The organism is Streptomyces aculeolatus (assembly GCF_020400605.1).
GTDB lineage: Bacteria > Actinomycetota > Actinomycetes > Streptomycetales > Streptomycetaceae > Streptomyces > Streptomyces aculeolatus.
Genome location: NZ_JAINRD010000006.1, coordinates 217212 through 238209, shown reverse-complemented (window position 1 = coordinate 238209; position 20998 = coordinate 217212). Strand labels below are relative to the sequence as shown.

Annotated in this window: 16 protein-coding genes; 6 read left to right on the top strand and 10 right to left on the bottom strand. The window is 74.5% G+C overall.

Translation table 11 applies throughout. The features are described from left to right. Positions 1–159 precede the first annotated feature (159 nt). From LG396_RS13735 to LG396_RS13725, 3 genes are all read left to right on the top strand, one after another. The gene (locus LG396_RS13735; protein WP_225794978.1) at positions 160–1689 is read left to right on the top strand and encodes a zinc-dependent metalloprotease; all 1530 of its coding nucleotides are present in this window, start codon (positions 160–162) and stop codon (positions 1687–1689) included. Further along, positions 1686–2216 carry an NUDIX hydrolase gene (locus tag LG396_RS13730; RefSeq protein ID WP_225794977.1) on the top strand — a complete coding sequence of 177 codons (531 nt, stop codon included), beginning with the start codon at positions 1686–1688 and terminating at the stop codon, positions 2214–2216. The genes LG396_RS13735 and LG396_RS13730 overlap by 4 nt, the downstream gene beginning before the upstream one ends. A gap of 194 nt (positions 2217–2410) precedes the next feature. Beyond that, a complete protein-coding gene (locus tag LG396_RS13725) occupies positions 2411–3628 on the top strand; it encodes a right-handed parallel beta-helix repeat-containing protein (RefSeq protein WP_225794976.1) in 1218 nt (405 codons plus the stop codon). 80 nt (positions 3629–3708) lie between these two features. Here LG396_RS13725 and LG396_RS13720 read toward each other — a convergent pair whose 3' ends face one another. Continuing rightward, positions 3709–4488 (bottom strand): polysaccharide lyase family protein, encoded by a 780-nt coding sequence (locus LG396_RS13720; protein WP_225794975.1) that lies wholly within the window; start codon positions 4486–4488, stop codon positions 3709–3711. Positions 4489–4686: 198 nt separating this feature from the next. Next, complete coding sequence (locus tag LG396_RS13715) at positions 4687–5271, bottom strand: M48 metallopeptidase family protein (RefSeq protein WP_078523856.1); 585 nt, start codon at positions 5269–5271, stop codon at positions 4687–4689. Positions 5272–5440: 169 nt separating this feature from the next. Here LG396_RS13715 and LG396_RS13710 point away from each other — a divergent pair, with 169 nt between their 5' ends. Both LG396_RS13710 and LG396_RS13705 read left to right on the top strand, forming a co-directional pair. After that, positions 5441–6691: a ThiF family adenylyltransferase gene (locus LG396_RS13710; RefSeq protein ID WP_225794974.1), complete on the top strand. Its 1251-nt coding sequence runs from the start codon at positions 5441–5443 to the stop codon at positions 6689–6691. After that, a complete protein-coding gene (locus tag LG396_RS13705) occupies positions 6684–8084 on the top strand; it encodes an ABC1 kinase family protein (RefSeq protein WP_225794973.1) in 1401 nt (466 codons plus the stop codon). Before LG396_RS13710 ends, LG396_RS13705 begins: the two co-directional genes overlap by 8 nt. Before the next feature lie 121 nt (positions 8085–8205). Here LG396_RS13705 and LG396_RS13700 read toward each other — a convergent pair whose 3' ends face one another. The 4 genes from LG396_RS13700 to LG396_RS13685 form a co-directional block, all read right to left on the bottom strand. Then, the gene (locus LG396_RS13700; protein WP_026276104.1) at positions 8206–8517 is read right to left on the bottom strand and encodes a putative WhiB-interacting protein; all 312 of its coding nucleotides are present in this window, start codon (positions 8515–8517) and stop codon (positions 8206–8208) included. Then, positions 8514–8879 carry a WhiB family transcriptional regulator gene (locus LG396_RS13695; protein WP_018835021.1) on the bottom strand — a complete coding sequence of 122 codons (366 nt, stop codon included), beginning with the start codon at positions 8877–8879 and terminating at the stop codon, positions 8514–8516. Before LG396_RS13695 ends, LG396_RS13700 begins: the two co-directional genes overlap by 4 nt. A 113-nt stretch (positions 8880–8992) precedes the next feature. Then, the gene (locus tag LG396_RS13690) at positions 8993–9316 is read right to left on the bottom strand and encodes a hypothetical protein (RefSeq protein ID WP_037740911.1); all 324 of its coding nucleotides are present in this window, start codon (positions 9314–9316) and stop codon (positions 8993–8995) included. Between the two features lie 169 nt (positions 9317–9485). Further along, a complete protein-coding gene (locus tag LG396_RS13685; protein ID WP_225795068.1) occupies positions 9486–11621 on the bottom strand; it encodes an ATP-dependent DNA helicase UvrD2 in 2136 nt (711 codons plus the stop codon). 272 nt (positions 11622–11893) lie between these two features. Between LG396_RS13685 and LG396_RS13680 the strand changes: the two genes are divergently transcribed. Then, positions 11894–12151: a mycoredoxin gene (locus LG396_RS13680; protein WP_018835018.1), complete on the top strand. Its 258-nt coding sequence runs from the start codon at positions 11894–11896 to the stop codon at positions 12149–12151. A 72-nt stretch (positions 12152–12223) separates the two neighbouring features. Here the strand turns inward: LG396_RS13680 and nudC are convergent, their stop codons facing one another. The 4 genes from nudC to LG396_RS13660 all read right to left on the bottom strand — a co-directional run bounded on the left by nudC (position 12224) and on the right by LG396_RS13660 (position 20884). Further along, positions 12224–13174 carry an NAD(+) diphosphatase gene (nudC, locus tag LG396_RS13675; protein WP_027744320.1) on the bottom strand — a complete coding sequence of 317 codons (951 nt, stop codon included), beginning with the start codon at positions 13172–13174 and terminating at the stop codon, positions 12224–12226. 105 nt (positions 13175–13279) lie between these two features. Then, positions 13280–16612, bottom strand: a complete 3333-nt coding sequence (locus LG396_RS13670; RefSeq protein ID WP_225794972.1) for an ATP-dependent helicase — start codon at positions 16610–16612, stop codon at positions 13280–13282. Positions 16613–16722: 110 nt separating this feature from the next. Continuing rightward, entirely contained in the window at positions 16723–17433 is a 711-nt protein-coding gene (locus LG396_RS13665; protein WP_018835014.1) for a hypothetical protein, read from the bottom strand. A gap of 91 nt (positions 17434–17524) precedes the next feature. Next, positions 17525–20884 carry an ATP-dependent helicase gene (locus tag LG396_RS13660; RefSeq protein ID WP_372483498.1) on the bottom strand — a complete coding sequence of 1120 codons (3360 nt, stop codon included), beginning with the start codon at positions 20882–20884 and terminating at the stop codon, positions 17525–17527. Positions 20885–20998 lie beyond the last annotated feature (114 nt).

Sequence of the window (20998 nt, the reverse complement as noted above, 5' to 3'; positions counted from 1 at the left end):
TTGTGTGCAGTAGTTCCATCCATCCTGCCCCAGCCGCACCCGCAGCGGTGGCGGCGGGCGCCAGGACATCGTGCAGGCATACGAAGCGGCATAGGGTGGAGGTAGTGGAGGGCGTACGCCGCCGGCCCGGTGCAGGCGGCCCGACGAGCCGAGGAAACCGTGAGTGACACCCCATTCGGATTCGGCCCCCCGAAGGAGCCGGACGACGACGGCGAGGGCGACGACAAGGGTGCCCGCAAGGGGGACGGCGACCGGAGCAGCCGGGACCCGTTCGGCTTCGGGGGCGCCGGCAGCGACCCGCAGAACCCGTTTGCGGCCCTCTTCGGCTCCCTGGGCGGCCAGGGCGGTGCCATGGGCCCGCAGGACCTGGGCGCCGCCTTCCAGCAGCTCGGCCAGATGCTGAGCTACGAGGGCGGGCCGGTCAACTGGGACATGGCCAAGGACATCGCCAGGCAGACCGTCGCCCAGGGCGCTGCCGACGACTCGAAGGACGCCAGCGTCGGGGACTCCGAGCGCAAGGCGGTCGAGGAGTCCGTACGGCTGGCGGACCTGTGGCTGGACGGCGCGACGTCGCTGCCCTCCGGGTCGGGCGCCGCGCTGGCCTGGAGCCGCGCGGAGTGGGTCGAGGCGACGCTTCCGGTGTGGAAGGAGCTGGTCGACCCGGTCGCCGAGCGCGTGGGCGCCGCGATGGGCGGTGTGCTGCCGGAGGAGATGCAGGCAATGGCCGGCCCGCTCATCGGCATGATGCGCTCGATGGGCGGAGCCATGTTCGGTACCCAGATCGGGCAGGCGGTGGGGGTGCTGGCCGGCGAGGTCGTCGGCTCCACCGACATCGGGCTGCCGCTGGGTCCCGCGGGCAAGGCTGCGCTGCTGCCGGTGAACATCAAGAGGTTCAGCGAGGGCCTGGGCGTGCCGCTGGACGAGGTCCGGCTGTACCTGGCGCTGCGCGAGGCGGCGCACCAGCGGCTCTTCGCCCACGTGCCGTGGCTGCGCTCGCACCTGTTCGGCGCGGTCGAGGGTTACGCGCGCGGCATCAAGGTGGACACGTCCAAGCTGGAGGATCTGGTCGGCCAGGTCGACATCGAGCGCCCCGAGCAGTTGCAGGAGGCGCTGCAGCAGGGCATGTTCCAGCCGGAGGACACCCCGGAGCAGAAGGCGGCGCTGGCCCGGCTGGAGACGGCGCTCGCGCTGGTCGAGGGCTGGGTCGACGCGGTCGTGCACGCCGCCGCGGAGCCCCACCTGGACGCCCCGTCGCTGAACTCGCTGCGCGAGGCGCTGCGCCGCAGGCGCGCCACGGGCGGTCCGGCGGAGCAGACGTTCGCGACCCTCATCGGGCTGGAGCTGCGCCCGCGGCGGCTGCGGGACGCCTCGCGGCTGTGGGCGTCGCTGGCGGACGCGCGCGGGGTCGACGGGCGGGACGCGCTGTGGGCGCACCCCGACATGCTGCCGACGGCAGCGGACCTGGACGACCCGGACGGGTTCGTGCACAGCGAGCAGGTGGACTTCTCGGAGCTGGAGAAGCTGCTGGGCTCGGGCGGCGACGCCGAGCCGGGTGGCTCGGGCTCCGGCACCGGCGGCGAGGGCAAGGCCGCGCCGGAGGACAAGAGCGGGCCCGAGGAGAAGGCCGGGCCGGACGGCGAGGACGAGCAGGACGGGCAGGGCGGCGGCAAGGGCGACACGGACAAGTGACGCTGCGGGACGACGCCGAGCGCGTACTGAAGGAGTGGAGCGCGCCTGACGGCGGTCAGGACGCGCTCCGCCTCACATACGTGGAGTACCTGGCGGCGCATCCCGACGGGATGTACAAGCCGTGCGCGGACGGACATGTGACGGCCAGCGCGCTGATCGTCGACACGGCGCGCGAGCGGGTGCTGCTGACCCTCCACCGCAAGCTGAACATGTGGCTGCAGACGGGTGGCCACTGCGAGCCGGAGGACGCGACGCTGGCCGCGGCGGCGCTGCGGGAGGCCCGCGAGGAGTCGGGTATGGCGGGCCTCACGCTGCTCCCCGGCGGACCGGTGGGCCTCGACCGGCACCACACGCCGTGCGCCTGGCACCTGGACGTGCAGTACGCGGCGCTGGCCCCCGCGGATGCGGTGCCGGAGATCAGCGAGGAGTCGCTGGACCTGCGCTGGTACGGGTACGACGAGGTGGCCGGCGTCGCCGACCCGTCCGTGGCGGCGCTCATGGAGCGCACGCGGGCGCGGCTGGCCTGAGCCCGGTACCGCAACGCCTTTGCGGCGACGGCGGGGGCAACCGTTCCCCGCCGGCGGGCGCTTCGTGCCTCTCCATTGACGACCCATGTCACGCCGGTTAGCTTGTCCGCGATATGGCGAACGCTGTTCGATATTACGAACAGCCGCCGCCAGGGGCCTCTTCCTCACCTCCCCCACGTGAAGGAGTTGGCAATATGGCTCGGCGATCAGGCAGACCGCAACGCGGTACGCGCACCTCCCCCGTCCTCGTCGCGGGCGCCGCGGCAACGGTCCTGACGGCGACGGTCCTGACGGTGCCCGGCAACGCCTGGGGTGAGCCGGAGCGGCCCGCCCCGCGGGCGGCGGCCGGTGCCGCAACACAGGACTGCGGCGCGGGCACGTACCAGGCCGAGGCCGTCAAGGACGGCGGTACCTGGACCGCGCGCCACGGCGGCGACGTCGTCTACACCGGCGACGACATGCTCTCCGCAATGGGCGCCGCCGTGGGCAGCCTCACCCCGAACCGCACATCCAAGGAACGCGTCGTCGTCCGCGGCGACGGCACCATGCGCGCCGACACCCGGCTGGGACTGCCCAGCCACACCGCACTCGACGTGTGCGGCACCATCAACGTCACCGGCGCGTCCGCCGGCGACATGGCGCCGGTCTACGCCCGCGGGGTCACCGACGTCGAGGTGCAGCACCTCAGCGTCACCGGCACCCCGCTGTACGGCGTGTTCATCCGCAACGCCACCGACGTCCACCTCGGGCAGATAGACATGCGCCTGTCCGGCGGCGGCATCGGCGTGCGCGTCGACCGGTACAACACCACCGAGCCCACCCGGAACGTACGGATCGACGACGTGTACGTCTCCGGCGCCGGCTCCCATGCGGTGGAGACGTACGGCGTGGACGGCCTGACCATCGGCTCCGTGACCGCCCGCGACGTCGGAGAGTCCGGCCTGCTGCTCAACGAGACCGTCAACGCGGACATCGGCACGGTCGACGCCGTCGACGCGGGCACCGGCACCGGCTACGCCGCCTTCCGCATGGCCAACCGCAACGGCCGCATCGGCGGCAGCTACGCGACGAACGTGCACGTCGACCAGGTCATCGCGCGCGGCGGCGGGCGCGGGATCTTCTGCGTCTCCGAGAGCGGCGGCGCGGTCATCGACCGCGTCGACATCGCCGACACCGGCAGCAACGCCGTCCTCGTGGAGAACTGTTACAACGTCACCATCGCCGGCGAGAGCGGCACCATCGCGGGACCGGGCGACATCCGCCTCGCGGCCCGCGGCGAGTTCGCCAACAACCGGGACATCACCCTGCAGAACGTCCGGGTGACGAACTCCGCGATCAACGAGAATCCGTGCGGCGAGAACACCGTCGTACGGAACGTCGAGTTGGTCAACTCCTCGCAGAACACCTGCTGAACGCCGCCCGGAAGCACGCGCCGGCCCGGCCCGGGTCCGTCCGTACGGACCCGGGCCGGGCGGGGACGCCGTCAGCGGCGTCAGGCACAGCCGACGCGGTCGGTGCCCACGGCGACGTCGTCATACCAGAGGGTGTCGGTGCCCTGGCCGTAGCTCTCCCAGCCCAGGCGCAGGTCCGCGAGCACGGGCTGCCAGGTGCCGCCGTTCAGCCACTGCGCGTCGACGTCCTGGGTGGGGGTGTCGTCGACGATCAGTCCTTCGACGCTCTCGCCGTCCAGCCACGTCTGCAGCCTGCCGGCCGGCTCGACCCGGAACTCCAGGCACGACCACGTGTCCACCGGCAGCGGCTCGCTCAGCGCGACGCCCGCCGGGCTCTGGGCGGGCAGCGTGGCGTCGTCGGACTCGCGGTTCCACTGCAGGGCGGCGTTCTGCCCGCCCATGCGCAGGTCGGTGTCGCGGGCGTGCGTGTCCTGCATGGCGAGGAACGTGACGTGCTGGGCGGGCAGCGCGGTGGTGTGCCGGACCCAGAAGCGCACGTACAGCCCGGATCCCGCCGGTACGTCATCGAGTGCCGTGCCGGCGAAGGCGTGGTTGCAGTACCCCTCGCCGCCGTTCACCCGAAGGGACGTCGTACCGCCGTGGGCGACCGAGGTGTCCACGGTGACGGTGCCCGTACCGGAGCAGTCGGCGGCCTGGAAGCTCCAACGGCCGGAGGGCTGGGTGCCGGTCTGGGACTCGAAGTCCTCGCAGAAGCCGTTGGCCGCACACGCCGATGTCGGTGTCGGGGTCGGCGCGGCGCCCGCGGGTGCCGCCGTGCCGGTGAGCGCCGTGAGGACCGCGCCGAGCAGGGCGAATGCCATGCCGCGGGGGGCGCGCGGACGGTGGGCGCGCGGGCGGGGTGAGCGAGCGGAGAAGAGCGCCATGGGTCCTCCAGGGGCGTGGGGGCGCGTGGATGGGAGCGCTCCCACAGCGTAGCCAGAAGCCGCCGGGGGGTCCAGGCAGGAATGGGAGACCGCCGACGCTCCCGGTCCCGGCAAGGTCCGAACGGCAGACCCGGGCTAGTCGGTACCGGGCGGGGGGCTGGTCGGCGCGGGGCGGGGGATGAAGGGCAGGCTCTCGCCGGCGACCACGCCCTCCAGGTAGCCGCGGGCGCGCTCGGTGCGGGGGTAGGCGCCGACGAGGTCCCAGAAGCGGGGGCCGTGGCCCGGCACGAGCAGGTGTGCCAGCTCGTGGATCAGCACGTAGTCGATGACGTACTCGGGCATGCCCTTCAGCCGGTGCGAGAGGCGGATCGTGCCCTCGGCGGGGGTGCAGGAGCCCCAGCGGGTGTTCTGGTTGGTGACCCACCGCACGCTGCTGGGCCGGGCCCGCCCGTCGAGGTACTGGGCGGACAGCCGCTGGGCGCGGTCGGCCAGTTCGGCATCGCCCGGCATCCGCCGGTTCTCCTGGGCCTGCAGCTTGTCGAGCATGACCGTGACCCAGCGCTGCTCCTCCGCCTCGCTCATGCGGGCGGGGATCAGCACGACGGTGCGGTCGCCCTCGCGATATGCGGAAACGGTCCTGCGTCTGCGCGCACTGCGTCTGACCTCGACCGCTCGCGACGGTTTCGGCCGTCCTGGGCTGTGCTCTGGGTCAGCGGGCACGGCACGACGTTACCTGTTCAGGGCGGAGAAAGTCCCGGCCAGGAGCAGGTGTGCGGGACCGTCACGGACACCGCAGCCGATTCGTAATACTTTTTCCGGCACCTGTGGATAACTCATGATGAGGTGCGGCGGCGGGCTGGCAGAGTGTCCGGGGAACGAGGGGGGCGCGATGCATCCGATGATCAAGCCGGCGCTGCGGCGGAGCTGGCGCGGCAGGCACACCATGCAGATGGGCGTGACCAGGGCACATGCGGTGTCGATCCATCCGGTGGACTCGGCGACGGGGCTGTTCCTGCGTCGGCTGGACGGCACGCGCGGGCTGGACGCGCTGCGCCGCGAGGCGCACAGGTTCGGCCTCTCCCCCGGGTCCGTGGACACGCTCGTCGCCCGTTTGACGCGGGCCGGGCTGGTCGACGAGGGGCCGCCCCCGCCGAACGGCACGGGAACTCCCCGGGACGACCACCCGACCTCCACCGACTTTCCACGCCACGTCCACCGTTCCGCGCGCCCCGGACCGGCGGCGGTGCCCGATCCACCGCCGTCCGGACCGCCGCCGTCGGATCGGCCGCCGCCCGGGCCGCCGCGGTCCGGGGCGCGGCGGCGGGGTGGGGTGATACCCGCGCGGCTGGGGGGCGACCGGGCTTCGCTCTCCGTCGTGCACCCCGAGCCGGGTGCCGCCGTGGAGCGGCTGGCGGCGCGGCGGGGGCTGCGGGTGGTGGTGCGCGGCGCCGGGCGGGTGGGCGCCTCGGTGGCGGCGCTGCTGTCCGCCGCGGGGGTCGGCGGGGTGGAGGTCGTCGACGGCGGCTGCGTCGAGCCGTGGGACGTGGCGCCGGGCGGTGTGGGCGCGGCGGACGTCGGGCGGCGGCGGAGGGACGCGGCCCTGGGCGCGGTGCGCCGGGCCGGGCCGTGGCCGGCGGCGCGGGGCGGCCGCGAGGGCGGGTCGGTGTCGCTCGTGGTGCTGGCGCCGCGGGACGGGCTCGGTGCGTACGCGCCGGATCCGGAGGTCGCGCGGCGGTACCGCGAAGCGGGCATTCCGCACGTGTACGCCGGGGTGCTGGAGGGCACGGGGGTGGTGGGACCGCTCGTGCTGCCGGGTGGTTCGGCCTGTGCGGGCTGCCTCGCGGCGGCCCGGGCGGAGCGGGAGCCGGAGTGGCCGCGAATGCTCGCCCAGTGGCGGGCCGGAGGTGATCGGGAGGGGGTCGCCGCGTGCGATGTGGCGTTGGCGACAATGGTGGCAGGGCTGACGGCCGCCCACGCGCTGACTTTTCTCGACGGGCGGCTTCCGGTCTGTACGGGGGCCCGGCTGGAGTTCGCGCTGCCGGGCCTGGCCTGGGAGTTGACGGAGCTCGATCCACACCCGAGGTGCGGGTGCGGTGCGGCGGCAGCCGCTGACCGGGATACGGGAGTGGTCCATGTCTGACCTTCCGCGCAAGGCGATCACGCGTACGGCCAGGCTGGCCTCGCTGCCGGTGGGCTTCGCCGGGCGGGCCACCTGGGGGCTCGGCAAGCGGCTCGGCGGCCGGCCGGCGGAGCTGGTCGCCCGCGAGCTCCAGCAGCGCACCGCCGAGCAGTTGTTCAAGACGCTGGGCGAGCTGAAGGGCGGGGCGATGAAGTTCGGGCAGGCGCTGTCCGTCTTCGAGTCCGCGCTGCCGGAGGAGATAGCGGGGCCGTATCGCGCGGCCCTGACCAAGCTGCAGGAGGCGGCGCCGCCGATGCCGGTGCGCACGGTGCACGGCGCGCTGGCGGAGCGGCTGGGCCCCGACTGGCGCGATCTCTTCCTGGAGTTCGGGGACACGCCCGCGGCGGCGGCGTCGATCGGGCAGGTGCACCGGGCGGTGTGGCACGACGGCCGCGAGGTGGCGGTGAAGGTGCAGTACCCGGGCGCGGGCAAGGCGCTGCTGTCGGACCTGGCGCAGTTGGGCCGCTTCGCGCGGCTGTTGGGGCCGCTGGTGCCGGGGCTGGACGTCAAGCCGCTGATCCAGGAGCTGCGGGACCGGGTCTCGGAGGAGTTGGACTACGAGCTGGAGGCGCGGTCCCAGAGCACGTACGCGGAGGAGTTCGCGGACGACCCGGACGTGCTGGTGCCGGCCGTGGTGCACCAGGCGGACCAGGTGCTGGTCACCGAGTGGCTGGACGGGGTGCCGGTCTCGGAGCTGATAGCGGACGGCTCGCGGGTGGAGCGCGACCGGGTGGGTCAGTTGCTGGCGCGGTTCCTCTTCGCCGGCACGGCGCGTACGGGCCTGTTGCACGCCGACCCGCACCCGGGCAACTTCCGGCTGGTGAAGGAGGGCGAGCCGGAGGAGTGGCGGCTCGGGGTGATGGACTTCGGCACGGTGGACAGGCTGCCGGGCGGGCTGCCGGAGGAGATCGGCACCGCCCTCGGGATGACGCTCGACGGCCAGGCGGACGACGTCTACGAGCTGCTGCGGGAGCAGGGGTTCGTGAAGCCGGACGTGGAGCTGGACCCGGAGGCGGTGATCGACTATCTGGTGCCGATCATCGAGCCGGCGGCGGTGCCGGAGTTCGCCTTCAGCCGGGAGTGGATGCGTACGCAGGCGGCCCGGATCGCCGATCCCCGCAACCCCGCGCACCAGTTGGGCCGCCAGCTCAACCTGCCGCCGTCGTATCTGCTGATACACCGGGTGACGCTGAGCACCATCGGGGTGCTCTGCCAGCTCGGCGCCCAGGTGCGGATGCGCGAGGAGCTGACGGAGTGGCTGCCGGGCTTCGCCGAGTACGCCGAAGGGGGCCGTCCGGAGGACGACCCCCAAGAGGGTTCTGCGACGGAGGACCCGGCGACGGCGACCGCCTGACCGGCGCCGCGGCCCGGCGGTGGCCGGCGGACGGCGCCCGCGTCGGTGCGCGGTGGCCGGCCGCCGGCGGCCGGAGCCGTGGCCGCCGCCGGCCGGCCGCCTCGCGGTGACGGCCCGGCCGTTACTGCATGACCGCCATGGCCAGCGCGCGCCGGGCGCGCATGTGCGCGCGCTCGGCCCGTCGCTGCATCCGCCGGGCGGCGATGAGGCGCATGGCCCTGCGTTCCTGTTCCGCGGCCTCCACCCGGTCCCGATACTGGGCCCGGGCGAGGGCTTCTGGCATGAGTTGCATCTGAAGGTTCCTGTTCTGGCGCTCGTCGTAGGCGCCTGCTTCGTGGCGTGCTGCGGGGTCGTCGGTGGACGGGCTCATCGTCGTTTCCTGCTCTGCCGGTGCGTGCGCGCGTGGACGGTCGATCGTGCCGTGGGCGTTCATGCCACGACCGGGTTCTTCCGCGGACGCCCACGGGGCCGCTTGCGCGGCACGACCACACCCTGGACGAACAGTTCACCGCCCCAGACACCCCAGGGCTCGCGGCGCTCCTTCGCCCCCGCGAGGCAGGCCTCACGGACGGGGCAGGTCTGGCAGAGGGACTTGGCGTACTCGACGTCCGCCGGAGTCTCCGCGAAGAACACCTCGGGGTCGTAGCTCCGACAGGGCACGAGGTCGCCGAGCGCGTCGATTCGCTCGTCGAGCTCGGTGAGAGCGGTCAGCGGGGTCAAGGGGACCTCCAGGTCGGTGGTGCCGGGCACGGGGTCGGGCGTGGGCCTGTGCGGGGTGTGCACGGGGAGGGACACGGTTCCGTCCTTGCTCGTCGTCTTGATCAAGTTCTGCGTTGGGCAAATCAAAAGGGCCGCGGATCCCGGTTCGGGTTCCGCGGCCCTGGAAGGTGCCGTCTCGATCGATTTGATCAAGATGGTTCTTTCCAGGGATCAGGCCCGCGGAAGGCCCGCATGTGCTGCGTCGTGGCCGCAATGCCGCCCGCAAAGGCGCCATTGGCCCACTCCTGCTGGAGGTCGGCACCCGCTGCCGCCGCCGCATAGGCCGGAGCCTGCGCCGCTGCTACAAGGAGTGCCTTAGTCGGTCGCTCGTCACGGATCTCGGCGCCCAGACCGCCACGGACACCGGACAGACCGGTGGCGGGGACCTGGAGCTTGGAGACGGCGAGCAGGCAGGAGGAGACGACCTCGCGACCGGCGACGGCACGAGCTTCGAGTTTCGTGATGCTGATCATGAGATTTCTCCTCCTCTCTGTCTCTTCGGACCGGCGGACCGGTCCAAGGTCTCCTAGTACAACACGGAATCACCGGCTCCGTGAAGAGCTGTTCTTCCGTGCCGGAAGGCTATGAGGACAGTCCCGGCGTTCGCAAACCATTTTTCGGGGACTTTTATTCCGGACCCCGTCAGGGCTCCTCCGCGGGCTCACCGGACGGCTCGCGGCCCGCGCAGAGATCCAGGACATCGGCACCATATCGGTCGAGTTTGCGCTTGCCCACACCCGAAATGACCGACAGTTCCTGCTCGTTGGCCGGCACGGCCTCGGCGATGGCGATCAGGGTCTTGTCGGTGAAGACGCAGTACGCGGGCTGTCCCAGCTGCCGCGCCTGGGCCGCGCGCCAGTCCCTCAGCCGCTCGTACACCCCCTCGTCCATGTCCGACGGGCAGTCCTCGCAGCGCATCAGCTTGATCTCGCCGGCGTCCGTGAGCGTCCGCCCGCAGACCCGGCAGCGCACCGGACCGCGGCGCCGGCGCCGGGCCGCCGCGCTCCGTTCCGCACCACCGCGCTCCACGCCGCCCTGCGACACCACCCCGGCGCCGCCCCCGCGCCCGGAGCCCGGCCGCAGCCCGGTCAGGAAGCGGCTCGGCCCCCGCGAGGCCCGCCCGCCCGGCGAGCGGGACAGCGCCCAGGACAGCGACAGGTGCACCCTGGCCCGGGTGATGCCGACGTAGAGCAGCCGGCGCTCCTCCTCGACCTGCTCGGGCGTCTTGGCGTACGTGATCGGCAGCATGCCCTCCGTGAGCCCCACCAGGAACACCGCGTCCCACTCCAGGCCCTTCGCGGCGTGCAGTGAGGCGAGCGTCACACCCTCGACCGTCGGCGCGTGCTGCGCGGCCGCGCGCTCGGCCAGCTCGCCGACCAGGTCCCGCAGCGTCGCCCCCGGCCTGGCCCGGCCGAAGTCCTCGGCCAGCCGCACCAGCGCGGCCAGCGACTCCCAGCGGTCCCGCACGGTGCCGGAGCCCGCCGGCGGCTCCGGCGACCAGCCCAGCACGGCCCGGACCTGCGCGGCCAGGTCGCCGTCCCGGCCGGCCTCGTCGAGCATCGCGTCGTTCTTGCCGCCCACGGCCGCGCCGCGCAGCTTGACCCCGGCCTCGCGCACCTCGGGCCGCTCGAAGAACCGCTCGGCGCCCCGCAGCTGGTACGGCACGGAGCGGTCGGCGAGCGCCTGCTCGTAGACCTCCGACTGGGCGTTGATCCGGTAGAGCACGGCGATGGAGCTGGGCGCCACGCCCGCGTCGATGAGCCGGCGGATGTGCCGGGCGGTGCCCTCGGCCTCGGCCGGCTCGTCCGCGTACTCCGTGAAGGCGGGCTCGGGGCCCGCCTCGCGCTGCGCGACCAGCTCCAGGCGGGCGGCTGCGGCCCGCCCCGTGGCCTGGGCCAGCACGCCGTTGGCCAGGTGGACGACCTGGGGCGTCGAGCGGTAGTCCCGGACGAGCTTGACGACCGTGGCCTCCGGGTGCCGGACGCGGAAGTCCAGCAGGTGGTCGGGGGTGGCGCCGGTGAAGGAGTAGATCGTCTGGCTGGCGTCGCCGACGACGCACAGGCTGTCCCGGCCGCCGAGCCACAGCTCGAGCAGCCGCTGCTGGAGCGGGCTGACGTCCTGGTACTCGTCGACGACGAAGTGCTGGTACTGCCGGTGCACCTGCTCGGCGATGTCCGGCCGGTCCTGGAGCACGCCCACCGTGAGCAGCAGCACGTCCTCGAAGTCGATGACGCCGCGGTCGCGCTTCAACTGCTCGTACCCCCGGTAGATACCGGTGATCTCCGCCGGGTCCCGGGGGGCGTCGCGGCCGGTCTTGGCGATCGCCGCCGCGTAGTCCTCGGGAGCGGTCTGCGTGACCTTCGCCCACTCCAGCTCGCCGGTGACGTCCCGCAGCTCGTTCCGGTCGAGCCGGACGCGGGTGCGCGCCGCGGCCTCCGCGACCAACTGGACCTTGCGCTCCAGCAGCCGCGGCAGCTCGCCGCCGACGGCCCGCGGCCAGAAGTACTGCAACTGCCGCAGCGCGGCGGAGTGGAACGTCCGCGCCTGCACGCCCGGGGCGCCGAGCTGGCGCAGCCGGCCGCGCATCTCGCCGGCCGCCCGGTTCGTGAACGTGACGGCCAGCACGCTCGCGGGCTGCAGCACGCCGGCCCGCACGCCGTACGCGATGCGGTGCGTGATCGCGCGCGTCTTGCCCGTGCCCGCGCCGGCCAGCACGCACACCGGGCCCCGCAGCGCCGTCGCCACCTCGCGCTGCTCCGGGTCGAGCCCGGCCAGCACCTCGTCCGCCGAGCCCGGGACGTCCGGGAACTCCGTGGACTCCGGGGACAGGGAGGGCTGCGAGGACGGCGGGGGCTGCGGTGCTGCTGTCACCCCGCCATGCTGCCAGGTCCCCCGGGACGGGTGTGCCGTTGTCCACAGGCCCGCTGCGAGCCGCCGGGTTGTCCACAGATAGCGGCCGGGGCTACGGGAATGGCCGCGTTCCCGGGTACGTTCACCTTCCGGAACAGATCACGCCGCGACCCGGCCGACCCCCAAAGGAGCGCAGCGACATGGCGGGCACCGTCACGATGTACAGCACCACCTGGTGCGGCTACTGCCGTCGGCTCAAGAGCCAGATGGACCGCGAGGGCATCTCGTTCGAGGAGATCAACATCGAGCAGGACCCGGAGTCCGCCGCCTACGTCGAGAGCGTCAACAACGGCAACCAGCTCGTGCCCACCGTCGTCGTCGTGCCGCGGCAGGGCGGCGAGTCCGTCGCGATGCCCAACCCCTCCCTGGCACAGGTCAAAGCCGCCCTCGGCGCCTGACCGCCGCCACGGGGCCGCCGGCACCGGCACCGCCGCCCCGCCGGCAGCGGCCCGCAGGACCCGCGGCGGCCGTCACCCCGGCCGCCGCGGCAGGTCCGAGCCGTACCACAGCTCGATCAGCCGTCCCGCGATCGAGATCCCGTACGGCGGCAGCACCTCGCCGCTCTCGTACGCGGCGCCCAGCTCCTCGCGCGAGAACCAGCGCGCCTCGTGCAACTCCTCGCCGTCCACCTGGATCCGCGCGCCCTCGGCGTCCGCAGCGCGCGCGAGGAAGCCCACCATCAGGCTCGACGGGAACGGCCACGGCTGGCTGGCCACGTACTCCACGTCGCCGACCACCACCCCCGCCTCCTCGAAGACCTCCCGCCGCACCGCGTGCTCCAGCGACTCGCCGGGCTCGACGAAGCCCGCGAGCGTCGAGAAGCGGCCCTCCGGCCAGTGCACCTGGCGGCCCAGCAGGATCCGGTCCTCCGGGTCCGTCACGGCCATGATCACGGCGGGGTCGGTCCGCGGGTAGTGCTCCGCGCCGCACGCCGGGCAGCGGCGGATGTGGCCCGCGGCGGCGATGACCGTGCGCTCGCCGCAGCGCGAGCAGAAGCGGTGCAGCCGCTGCCAGTTCTCCAGCGCGACGGCGTGCACCATCAGCCCGGCGTCCTGCTCCGACAGCAGCAGCCCCGCCTCCCGCAGCCCCGCCGGGCGCGCGGTGTCGTCCATGCGGCCGGGCAGCGAGTCCTTCTGCAGCGCGAAGTAGCGCACGCCGCCGGAGTCGGTGCCGAGGAAGTAGCGGTGCTGCTCGGTCGGCGGGGCCTCGAACGCCGGCGTCGTGACCAGCCTCGTGCCGCCCTCCGCGGTGTCGTCGATGAGCACCTGGCCCTCGCAGACCACGAAGACACGGGTCGTCGGATGGCTCCACGCGGCCGCCAGCCACGCCTCGTCGATACGGTGGTGGGCGGCGCGGTCGACGCCGCTGTCCGCCGTGAAGGAGACCGGTCCCGAGGGCGCCCGGTCGATGCCCGTGGTCACTGCTGCTCCCCTTCCGCCGCGCCGCACACGGCCCCCGCGCGCTCGTCCCGCAGGTACGCCGAAGGGTCGGCGACGCTGCCGGGGGTGATGCTCATGCCCCCGAGCCTAATCCGTCCGGCCGGCCAGCAGGGCCTCAAGCTCCGCTCTGCCCGGGAGTGTGGCGGGACGCACGATCTCCCCGGTGCGTACGTAGAGGAAGGCGGCGGTGACGTCGGCGAGCGGCAGCCGCTCCTGCTCGGCCCAGGCGAGGCGGTAGACGGCGAGCTGGAGGGGGTCGGCGCTGCCGCTGCGGCCGGTCTTCCAGTCGACGATCTCGTAGCCCCCGCCGGGCGCGCGGTACACCGCGTCGATGCGCCCGCGGACGAGGCGGCCGGCGAGGCCGATCTGGAAGGGGGCCTCCAGGCGGTACGGGGTGCGCCGGGCGTACGGGGACCGCTCGAACGCCTCCTTGAGCGCGGCCAGCTCCCGCTCGTCGGCGATCTCCGGGGCGTCCTCCTCGCCGCCGGGCAGCTCGTCGGGGCCGAGCATGGGCAGCGGCAGCGCCTCGAACCGCGACTCGACCCAGGCGTGGAACCGCGTCCCGCGCCGCGCGGCGGGCATCGGCGGACGGGGCATGGGCCGGGCCAGCTCCCGCGTGAACTCCTCGGCGTCCGCGGCCAGCCGCAGGAGCTGCGAGGCCGTGAGGGAGGCGGGCAGGGTGACGTCGCGGACGGGCTGCCGGGCGGCGAGCAGTTCGGCTTCGAGGGCGTCGATGTCCCGGTCCCAGGACTCGACGACCCGTACGTCCGCGGGCCCGAGGGGGTGCGGGCGGGCGCCTTCGGAGGCGCCGGCGTCCGGGGAGTGCTCCTCCGCCGCGGCCCGGCGGGCCAGCGCCGCCTCGACCGCCTCCGCCGACTCGCGGCGCCGCTTCGCCGCCGCGGGGTCCAGCGGGAGCGGCCAGGCGCGCTCCGCCGCGTGCTCCGCCAGGGCCGGGTTCTCCGCCTCCGCCGGCGGCTCCGGGGCCCAGGCCTCGACCTCCCCGCCGCCGCCTTCGCAGTGCTCCCGCAGCGCGTGCAGGAACGCCGACGGGCCCCGCGCCTCCTTCTGCGTCGGCCCCCACCAGTGCCCCGAGCCCAGGAGCAGCGACCGCGGGCGGGTCACCGTGACGTACCCGAGGCGCAGCTCCTCCACCTCCTGGTGCTCCCGCATCGCCGCCTTGAAGTCCTTCAGCCCGCGCGCGGTCCACTCCGCCACGTCGGGCAGCGTCTCCGCGTCCCCCCGCAGCGCGTGCGGCAGCACCTTGCCCTGCGTGACCCACGACTCGCGCGGCTGCCGGCTCGGGAAGTGCTTCTCCACCAGCCCGGGCACCACCACGACGTCCCACTCCAGGCCCTTCGCCTTGTGCGCCGTGAGCACCTTGACCGTGTCCCGCCCGTCGCCCGGCAGCGAGCTGTCGAGCCCCTTCTCGTACTGCGCCGCCGTCCGCAGGAAGCCCAGAAAACCCAGCAGCGTCGCCTCCCCGTCGAGCGCGGCCGACGAGGCGTAGTCGGCGGCGACGTCGAGGAAGCGCGACAGCGTCTCGCGCCGCCGCGCCGCCAGCGCGTGCGGCGACGCGGACAGCTCGACCTCCAGGCCCGTCACCCCGAGCACCCGGTGCAGCACGTCCATCAGCGGGTCCGCCAGCGACCGCCGCAGCTCGCGCAGCTCCGTCGCCAGCCGGGCGAACCGCTGCTGCGCGGCGGCGCCGAACGGCAGCCCGTCGTCGGTCCTGCGGGCTTCGAGGAACGTGTCCAGCGCGTCGGCCAGCGACGCCACCTCCGCCGGGTCGACACCCTCGACGGCCTGCGCCAGCCGCTCGTCGGCGTCCGGCTCGCCGTCCGGGCCCGCCGTGGCCACCAGCAGCCGCGCGCGGCGGCCCAACAGGGCCAGGTCGCGGGCGCCGACGCGCCACCGCGGGCCGGTCAGCAGGCGGACGAGCGCGGCGTTGGCGGTCGGGTCCTGGAGCACCTCGCACATCGCCACCAGGTCCGCGACCTCCGGCAGGTCCAGCAGCCCGGCCAGCCCCACGACCTCCACGGGTACGTCCCGGGCGACCAGCGCCGCCTGGATGTCGCCGAAGTCGCCCGCGGTGCGGCACAGTACGGCGACGTCGCCGGGGGCCGTGCCCGTACGCACCAGATGGGCCACCGAGTCCGCCAGCCACTCCAGCTCCGCCGCGTACGTCGGCAGCAGCGCGCAGCGCACCGTGCCGTGCCGCTCCGCGCCGGGGGCGGGGCGCAGCGCCTCGACGCCGACGTGGCGCTCGCGCAGGGGGGCGGCGAGGCCGTTGGCGAGCGCGAGCAGGCGCCCGCCGCTGCGCCGGTTCTCGCCGAGCGCCTGGCGGCGCGCGGGGGTGCCGTCGGCGTACGGGAAGTGGACGGGGAAGTCGTCGAGGTTGGCGACGGAGGCGCCGCGCCAGCCGTAGATCGCCTGGCAGGGGTCGCCGACGGCGGTCACCGCGTGCCCCGCGCCGCCGCCGGAGCCGCCGGAGCCGCCGGAGCCGCCGAACAACGCCGCGAGCAGCCGCCGCTGGGCGACGGACGTGTCCTGGTACTCGTCGAGGAGCACCACCCGGCACTCCTCGCGCAGCTGCCGCCCCACCGCCGGGTGGTTCTCGGCGAGCAGCGCGGAGTGGGCGATCTGGTCGCCGAAGTCGAGCAGGTCGCGGCGGCGCTTCTCGCGCCGGTAGGCCCGTACGAGGTCCAGCAGCTCCAGCCGGGCCTGCGCGGCCCTGGGGGCCTTGCGCAGCTCGTCGTTGGTGAGCCGGACCCGGTCCAGCTCGGCGAGCTGCGCGGTGCCGAACTCGGCGAGCGCGTCGGGCTCCACGAGGTGTTCCGCCAGCTCGGCGTCGAGCGCGAGCAGTTCGCTGACGAGCGTCGGCAGGGACTTCGTCAGCGCGGGGTACGGGCCGGGGGCGGTGCGCAGGACGTGGGCGGCGAGCTGGTAGCGGGTGGCGTCGGCGAGGAGGCGGGCGCCGGGTTCGAGGCCGACGCGCAGGCCGTGGTCCTTGAGCAGTTGGCCGGCGAAGGCGTGGTACGTGGAGATCCGCGGCTCGCCGGGCTCCGCGGAGCCGTCGCCGGGGTCCGCGGTGGCGAACGGCCCGCCGCCGGGCGCCCCTTCGCCGTACGCCCCGTCCGCGGGCGTGACGCCCGCCTGCGCCAGCGCCCGGCGCACCCGCTCCGCCAGCTCCGCGGCCGCCTTGTTCGTGAACGTCAGCCCCAGCACCTGCTCCGGTGCCACCTGCCCCGTGCCGACCAGCCACACGACCCGGGCCGCCATCACCGTCGTCTTGCCGGACCCCGCACCCGCCACGATGACCTGCGGGGCGGGCGGTGCGGTGATGCACGCCGTCTGCTCCGCGGTGAAGGGGATCCCGAGGAGCTCCTTGAGCTGGTCGGGGTGGGTGATACGGGCCGGCATTCCAGCGAGCGTAGCGGCGCCCGCCGACAGCCGGGGTCGCGCGGCTGCCGGCGGGTGCAAGGGACGGGTGCTGTGCTACGGGGCGTGAGCGCCCGGTGCCATCCGGGGGTTCAGCCGCCCAGCTCGTTCAGGTTGACGGCGTCGGTGGGCGCGGTGACCTCGACCTTCTCGTTGAACTCGGTGAACTCGGCCGAGCCCGGCTCGTCCCCGCCCTCGATCTCCATCTTGAGGATGTACGGCTCGCCCTCGGTGGCGATGTGCACCGTCGTGGTCTCGCCGTCCTTCTTCGTGATCAGCGTGATGGTCGGGGTGCCCCGCACCTCGCCCTCGTCGCCCTTCTCGGTGTTGTCGTTCTTGTCGCCCTTGTCCTCGTCCAGGCCCTTGAGGACCGTGTCGAGGTCGCAGAAGGCGCCGAAGTCGTCCTGCCCGGTGCTGCCCGTCTCCACCCAGCGGTCACCCACCGTCGCCGCGATGAGCTGCGCCTGCTCCGGGCTGCCGGCGTTCTGCTCCCAGAACTTCGTGTCCGGCTTCATGTACGACTTGCCGTCGACGCGCAGGACTTCGGCGTTGGCGCCGTTGAGGCCGATGCTGCCCTTGCACTCCCCGCCCTTGGTGAGCGCCAGGTTCATGGACGTCTGCTGGGTGCCGGTCTGCTTGAAGTCCAGCGTCATCGACTTGGCGGAGCGCATGGCGTCCACCGTCTCGTCCTGGATCTCCTCGGCCGACTTGCCCGCGAGACCGCTGTCCTCGCTGCCGCACGCCGACAGGGCCGTCACACCGAGGGCCGAGACCAGAGCCGCCGCCACCACGCTCTTCCGCACAGTCAATCCTTACTTGTTGCTTACGCCTGACCGATTGGTCATACGACCACATACAAGCTGGCGGTGTCACACCGGGTCTCACAGTGTGGTCTCACTCCACGACGTGCCGGCCCTCCGGGCGGGCGCTGCACGAGCTGCGGAAGGAGCACTGCGCGCAGTGGTCGCCGGGCGTCGGCCCGAAGCGTTCGTCCAGTACCCGGGCGGCGGCGGTGGCGAGCATCCTGGGCACCCAGTCGCCCTCCGGCGGTGGCTGCTGCTGCACCTTCGGCAGGGCGTCGCCGCCCTCCCGGACGGGCGCCCCGATCCGCAGGTGGACCAGCTCGGCGCCGCCGGACACGGTGCGGTCCGCGCCGGCCGCACCCTCGGCGACGGCGGCCTGGTACACGGCGAGTTGCGCGTGCTCGGCGACCTCGGGGCCGGTCGGCCGCGACTTGCCGGTCTTGAAGTCCACGACGTACGCGCGGCCGTCCGCGTCCTCCTCGACCCGGTCCATCGTGCCCTTGATCTGCACCTCGTACGTGCCGGCCTTCAGCGTGACGTCGAAGTCCTGCTCGCTGGCCACCGGCCGGCGGCCGCGCTCCAGCACGTGCCAGCGCAGGAAGCGCTCCAGCGCGGCGCGGGCGTTCTCCTTCTCCTGCGCGGACTTCCACGGGGCGTCGAACGCGAGGCCGTCCCAGACCCCGTCGAGGCGCTCCATGAGCGCGTCCAGGTCGGCGGGGGTGCGGCCGGAGGCGACCTCGTCGGCGAGGGCGTGGACGACGAGCCCGAAGCCCTGGGCGGCGGAGGCCGGCGCGTCGGCCCGTACCTCGCGGCCGAGGAACCACTGCAGCGCGCACGTGTCGACCAACTGCCCCACGGCGCTGCCGGAGAGCGCCACGGGCTGGTCCCGGTCGCGCAGCGGCACCACGTTCTCCGTCGCCTCCTCCAGGCCCCACCAGCGGTCCGGGTGCGCGGCGGGCACCAGCGGACGGCCGTCGTCCGCCGGCGCCGCCAGCCGGGCCAGCCGCTCGGCGGCGGCGGCGCGCAGGGCGTCGGACGCCTCGGGGTCGACGGTCGTCGCGCGCAGTTCGGCGACCATCGCGGCGACGGAGAGCGGGCGGCGGGGGCGGCCGGTGACGTCCTTGGGCTCGACGCCGAGTTCGGCGAGGAACCGCGAGGGCTGGTCGCCGTCCTCCGCGGGCGCCTTCACGGCGGTGACGACGAGCCGTTCGCGGGCGCGGGTGGCGGCGACGTAGAACAGCCGCCGCTCCTCGGCGAGGATCGCGCCGGGCGGCAGCGGCTCGGCGAGGCCGTCGCGGCCGATGCGGTCCGCCTCCAGCAGGGAGCCGCGGCGGCGCAGGTCGGGCCAGAGGCCCTCCTGGACCTGGGCGACGACGACGAGCCGCCACTCCAGGCCCTTGGCGCGGTGCGCGGTCATGAGGCGTACGGCGTCGGGGCCGGCCGGGTCGTCGGCGCGGCGGGTGAGGACGTCGGCGGCGATGTCCTGGGCGTCGAGTTCTTCGAGGAAGTTGAGGGCGCCGCGGCCGCCGGTGCGCTCCTCGGCGCGGGCGGCGGCCTCGAACAGGGCGCAGACGGCGTCGAGATCGCGGTCGGCGTTGCGCCCGGCGGGACCGCCGCGGGCGGCGGCGCGCTGCAGCCGGGCGGGCCAGGGGGTGCCGTCCCACAGCTCCCACAGCGCGGCCTCGGCGGTGCCGCCGCGGGTGAGGAGGTCGCGGGCCTTGCGCAGGAGTACGCCGAGGCGGTGGGCGCCGCCGGCGTAGGCGCGGTCGTGGACGACGAGGCGGCGGGGCTCTGCGAGCGCCTCGGCGATGAGCACGTCGGAGGGGCGCGGTACGGACCGCCCGGCGGCGCGTTCCTCCTCGCGGAGGGCGCGGCCGAGGCGGCGGAGGTCGGCGGCGTCCATGCCGCCCAGGGGGGAGGAGAGGAGGGAGATGGCGACGTCGGCGGGGATCCAGGGGGGATCGGTTGCGGTGGCGCCGGGGCCGCTCGGCGGTTCACCGTTGGGTGCGGGGTCGGCGGAGGGCTCGTCGGGGCCCGTCCCCCCGTCGGGCTCCGCGGCCTCCGCCGCGCCGGACGGTGCCTCCGGCGCCGGGTCCCCCTCCCGCCCACCCGTTGCCGGGGTACGCCCCGTCGCCGGACCGGCACCGGACTCCACGGCGTCCGTGGCATCGGCGGCGCCCGGTTCGCCGGAGGCCGGTCGTCCGCCGGGCCCCGCCGCAGGCGGGATCGCGGCGGTGGCCGTGGTGCGCAGCGCCGTCAGCAGCGGCTGGACCGCCGGTTCGTGGCGCAGGGGGAGGTCGTCGCCCGCTATGTGCAGCGGCACCCCCGCCGACGTCAGGGCGCGCCGGACCGACGGGATCGTACGGGCCCCCGCGCGGACCAGGACCGCCATCTCGCCCCAGGGCACGCCGTCTTCGAGGTGCGCCCGGCGCAGGATGTCCGCGACGTTGTCCAGTTCGCCGCTCGCCGTCGGGTACGTGTACGCCTCCACCCGCCCCCCGTCGCGCACCGGCGCCAGCCCCCGGTGCGCCCGTACCGCCGCCGACGGCAGCCGCGGCAGCGGCATCCGGCGGGTGAGCAGCCGCGTCGCCGCCAGCAGCCGCGCGCCCGAGCGCCGCGACGTGCCCAGCACCGAGACCGGCGCCGGGGAGCCGTCCCGCCGCGGGAAGACCTCCGGGAACGTCAGGATCCCGCCGACGTCCGCCCCCCGGAACGCGTAGATCGACTGGTCCGGGTCGCCGAAGGCCACCAGCGTCCGGCCGCCGCCCGCCAGCGCCCGCAGCAGCCGCACCTGCGCCACGTCCGTGTCCTGGTACTCGTCGACGAACACCGCGTCGTAGCGCCCCGCCAGGTCCGCCGCCACCCGCTCCGTCTCGGCCAGCAGCACCGCCCGGTGCACCAGCTCCGCGTAGTCCAGCACCCCCTGCATGTCGAGCACGTCCAGGTACTCCGCAAGGAACTCCCCCGCCGCCGCCCAGTCCGGCCGCCCCGACGCCGCCGCGAACCGGTCCAGCGCCGCCGCCCCCAGGCCCAGCTCCCGGCTGCGCGCCAGCACCGCCCGCACCTCGTCGGCGAACCCGCGCGTCGTCAGGCAGGCCCGCAGCTCGGCCGGCCAGGACACCCGCGCCCGCGCGCCGTCCCCGTCGTGGCCGGCGAGCAGTTCCCGTACGACGACGTCCTGTTCCGGGCCGGACAGCAGCCGCAGCGGTTCGACGAACATCTCGGCGTCCTGGTGCGCCCGCACCAGCGCGTAGCAGTACGAGTGGAAGGTGCTCGCCTGCGGCGCCGGCGCGCCGTCCAGCCGGGCCGCCATCCGGTCCCGCAGCTCCACCGCCGCCTTGCGGCTGAACGTCAGCACGAGGATCCGCTCGGGGTCCGTGCCGCGCCTGATCCGCTCGGTGACGGCCTCCACCAGAGTCGTGGTCTTGCCCGTCCCCGGCCCGGCGAGCACGAGAAGCGGTCCCTCCCCGTGATGAACCACCGCGCGCTGCGCTGCGTCCGGCACAGGGGGGACCGGCCGCACGGGCGCGGTGCGGACGAGCCGGTAGGCCGGGGAGGAGACGGA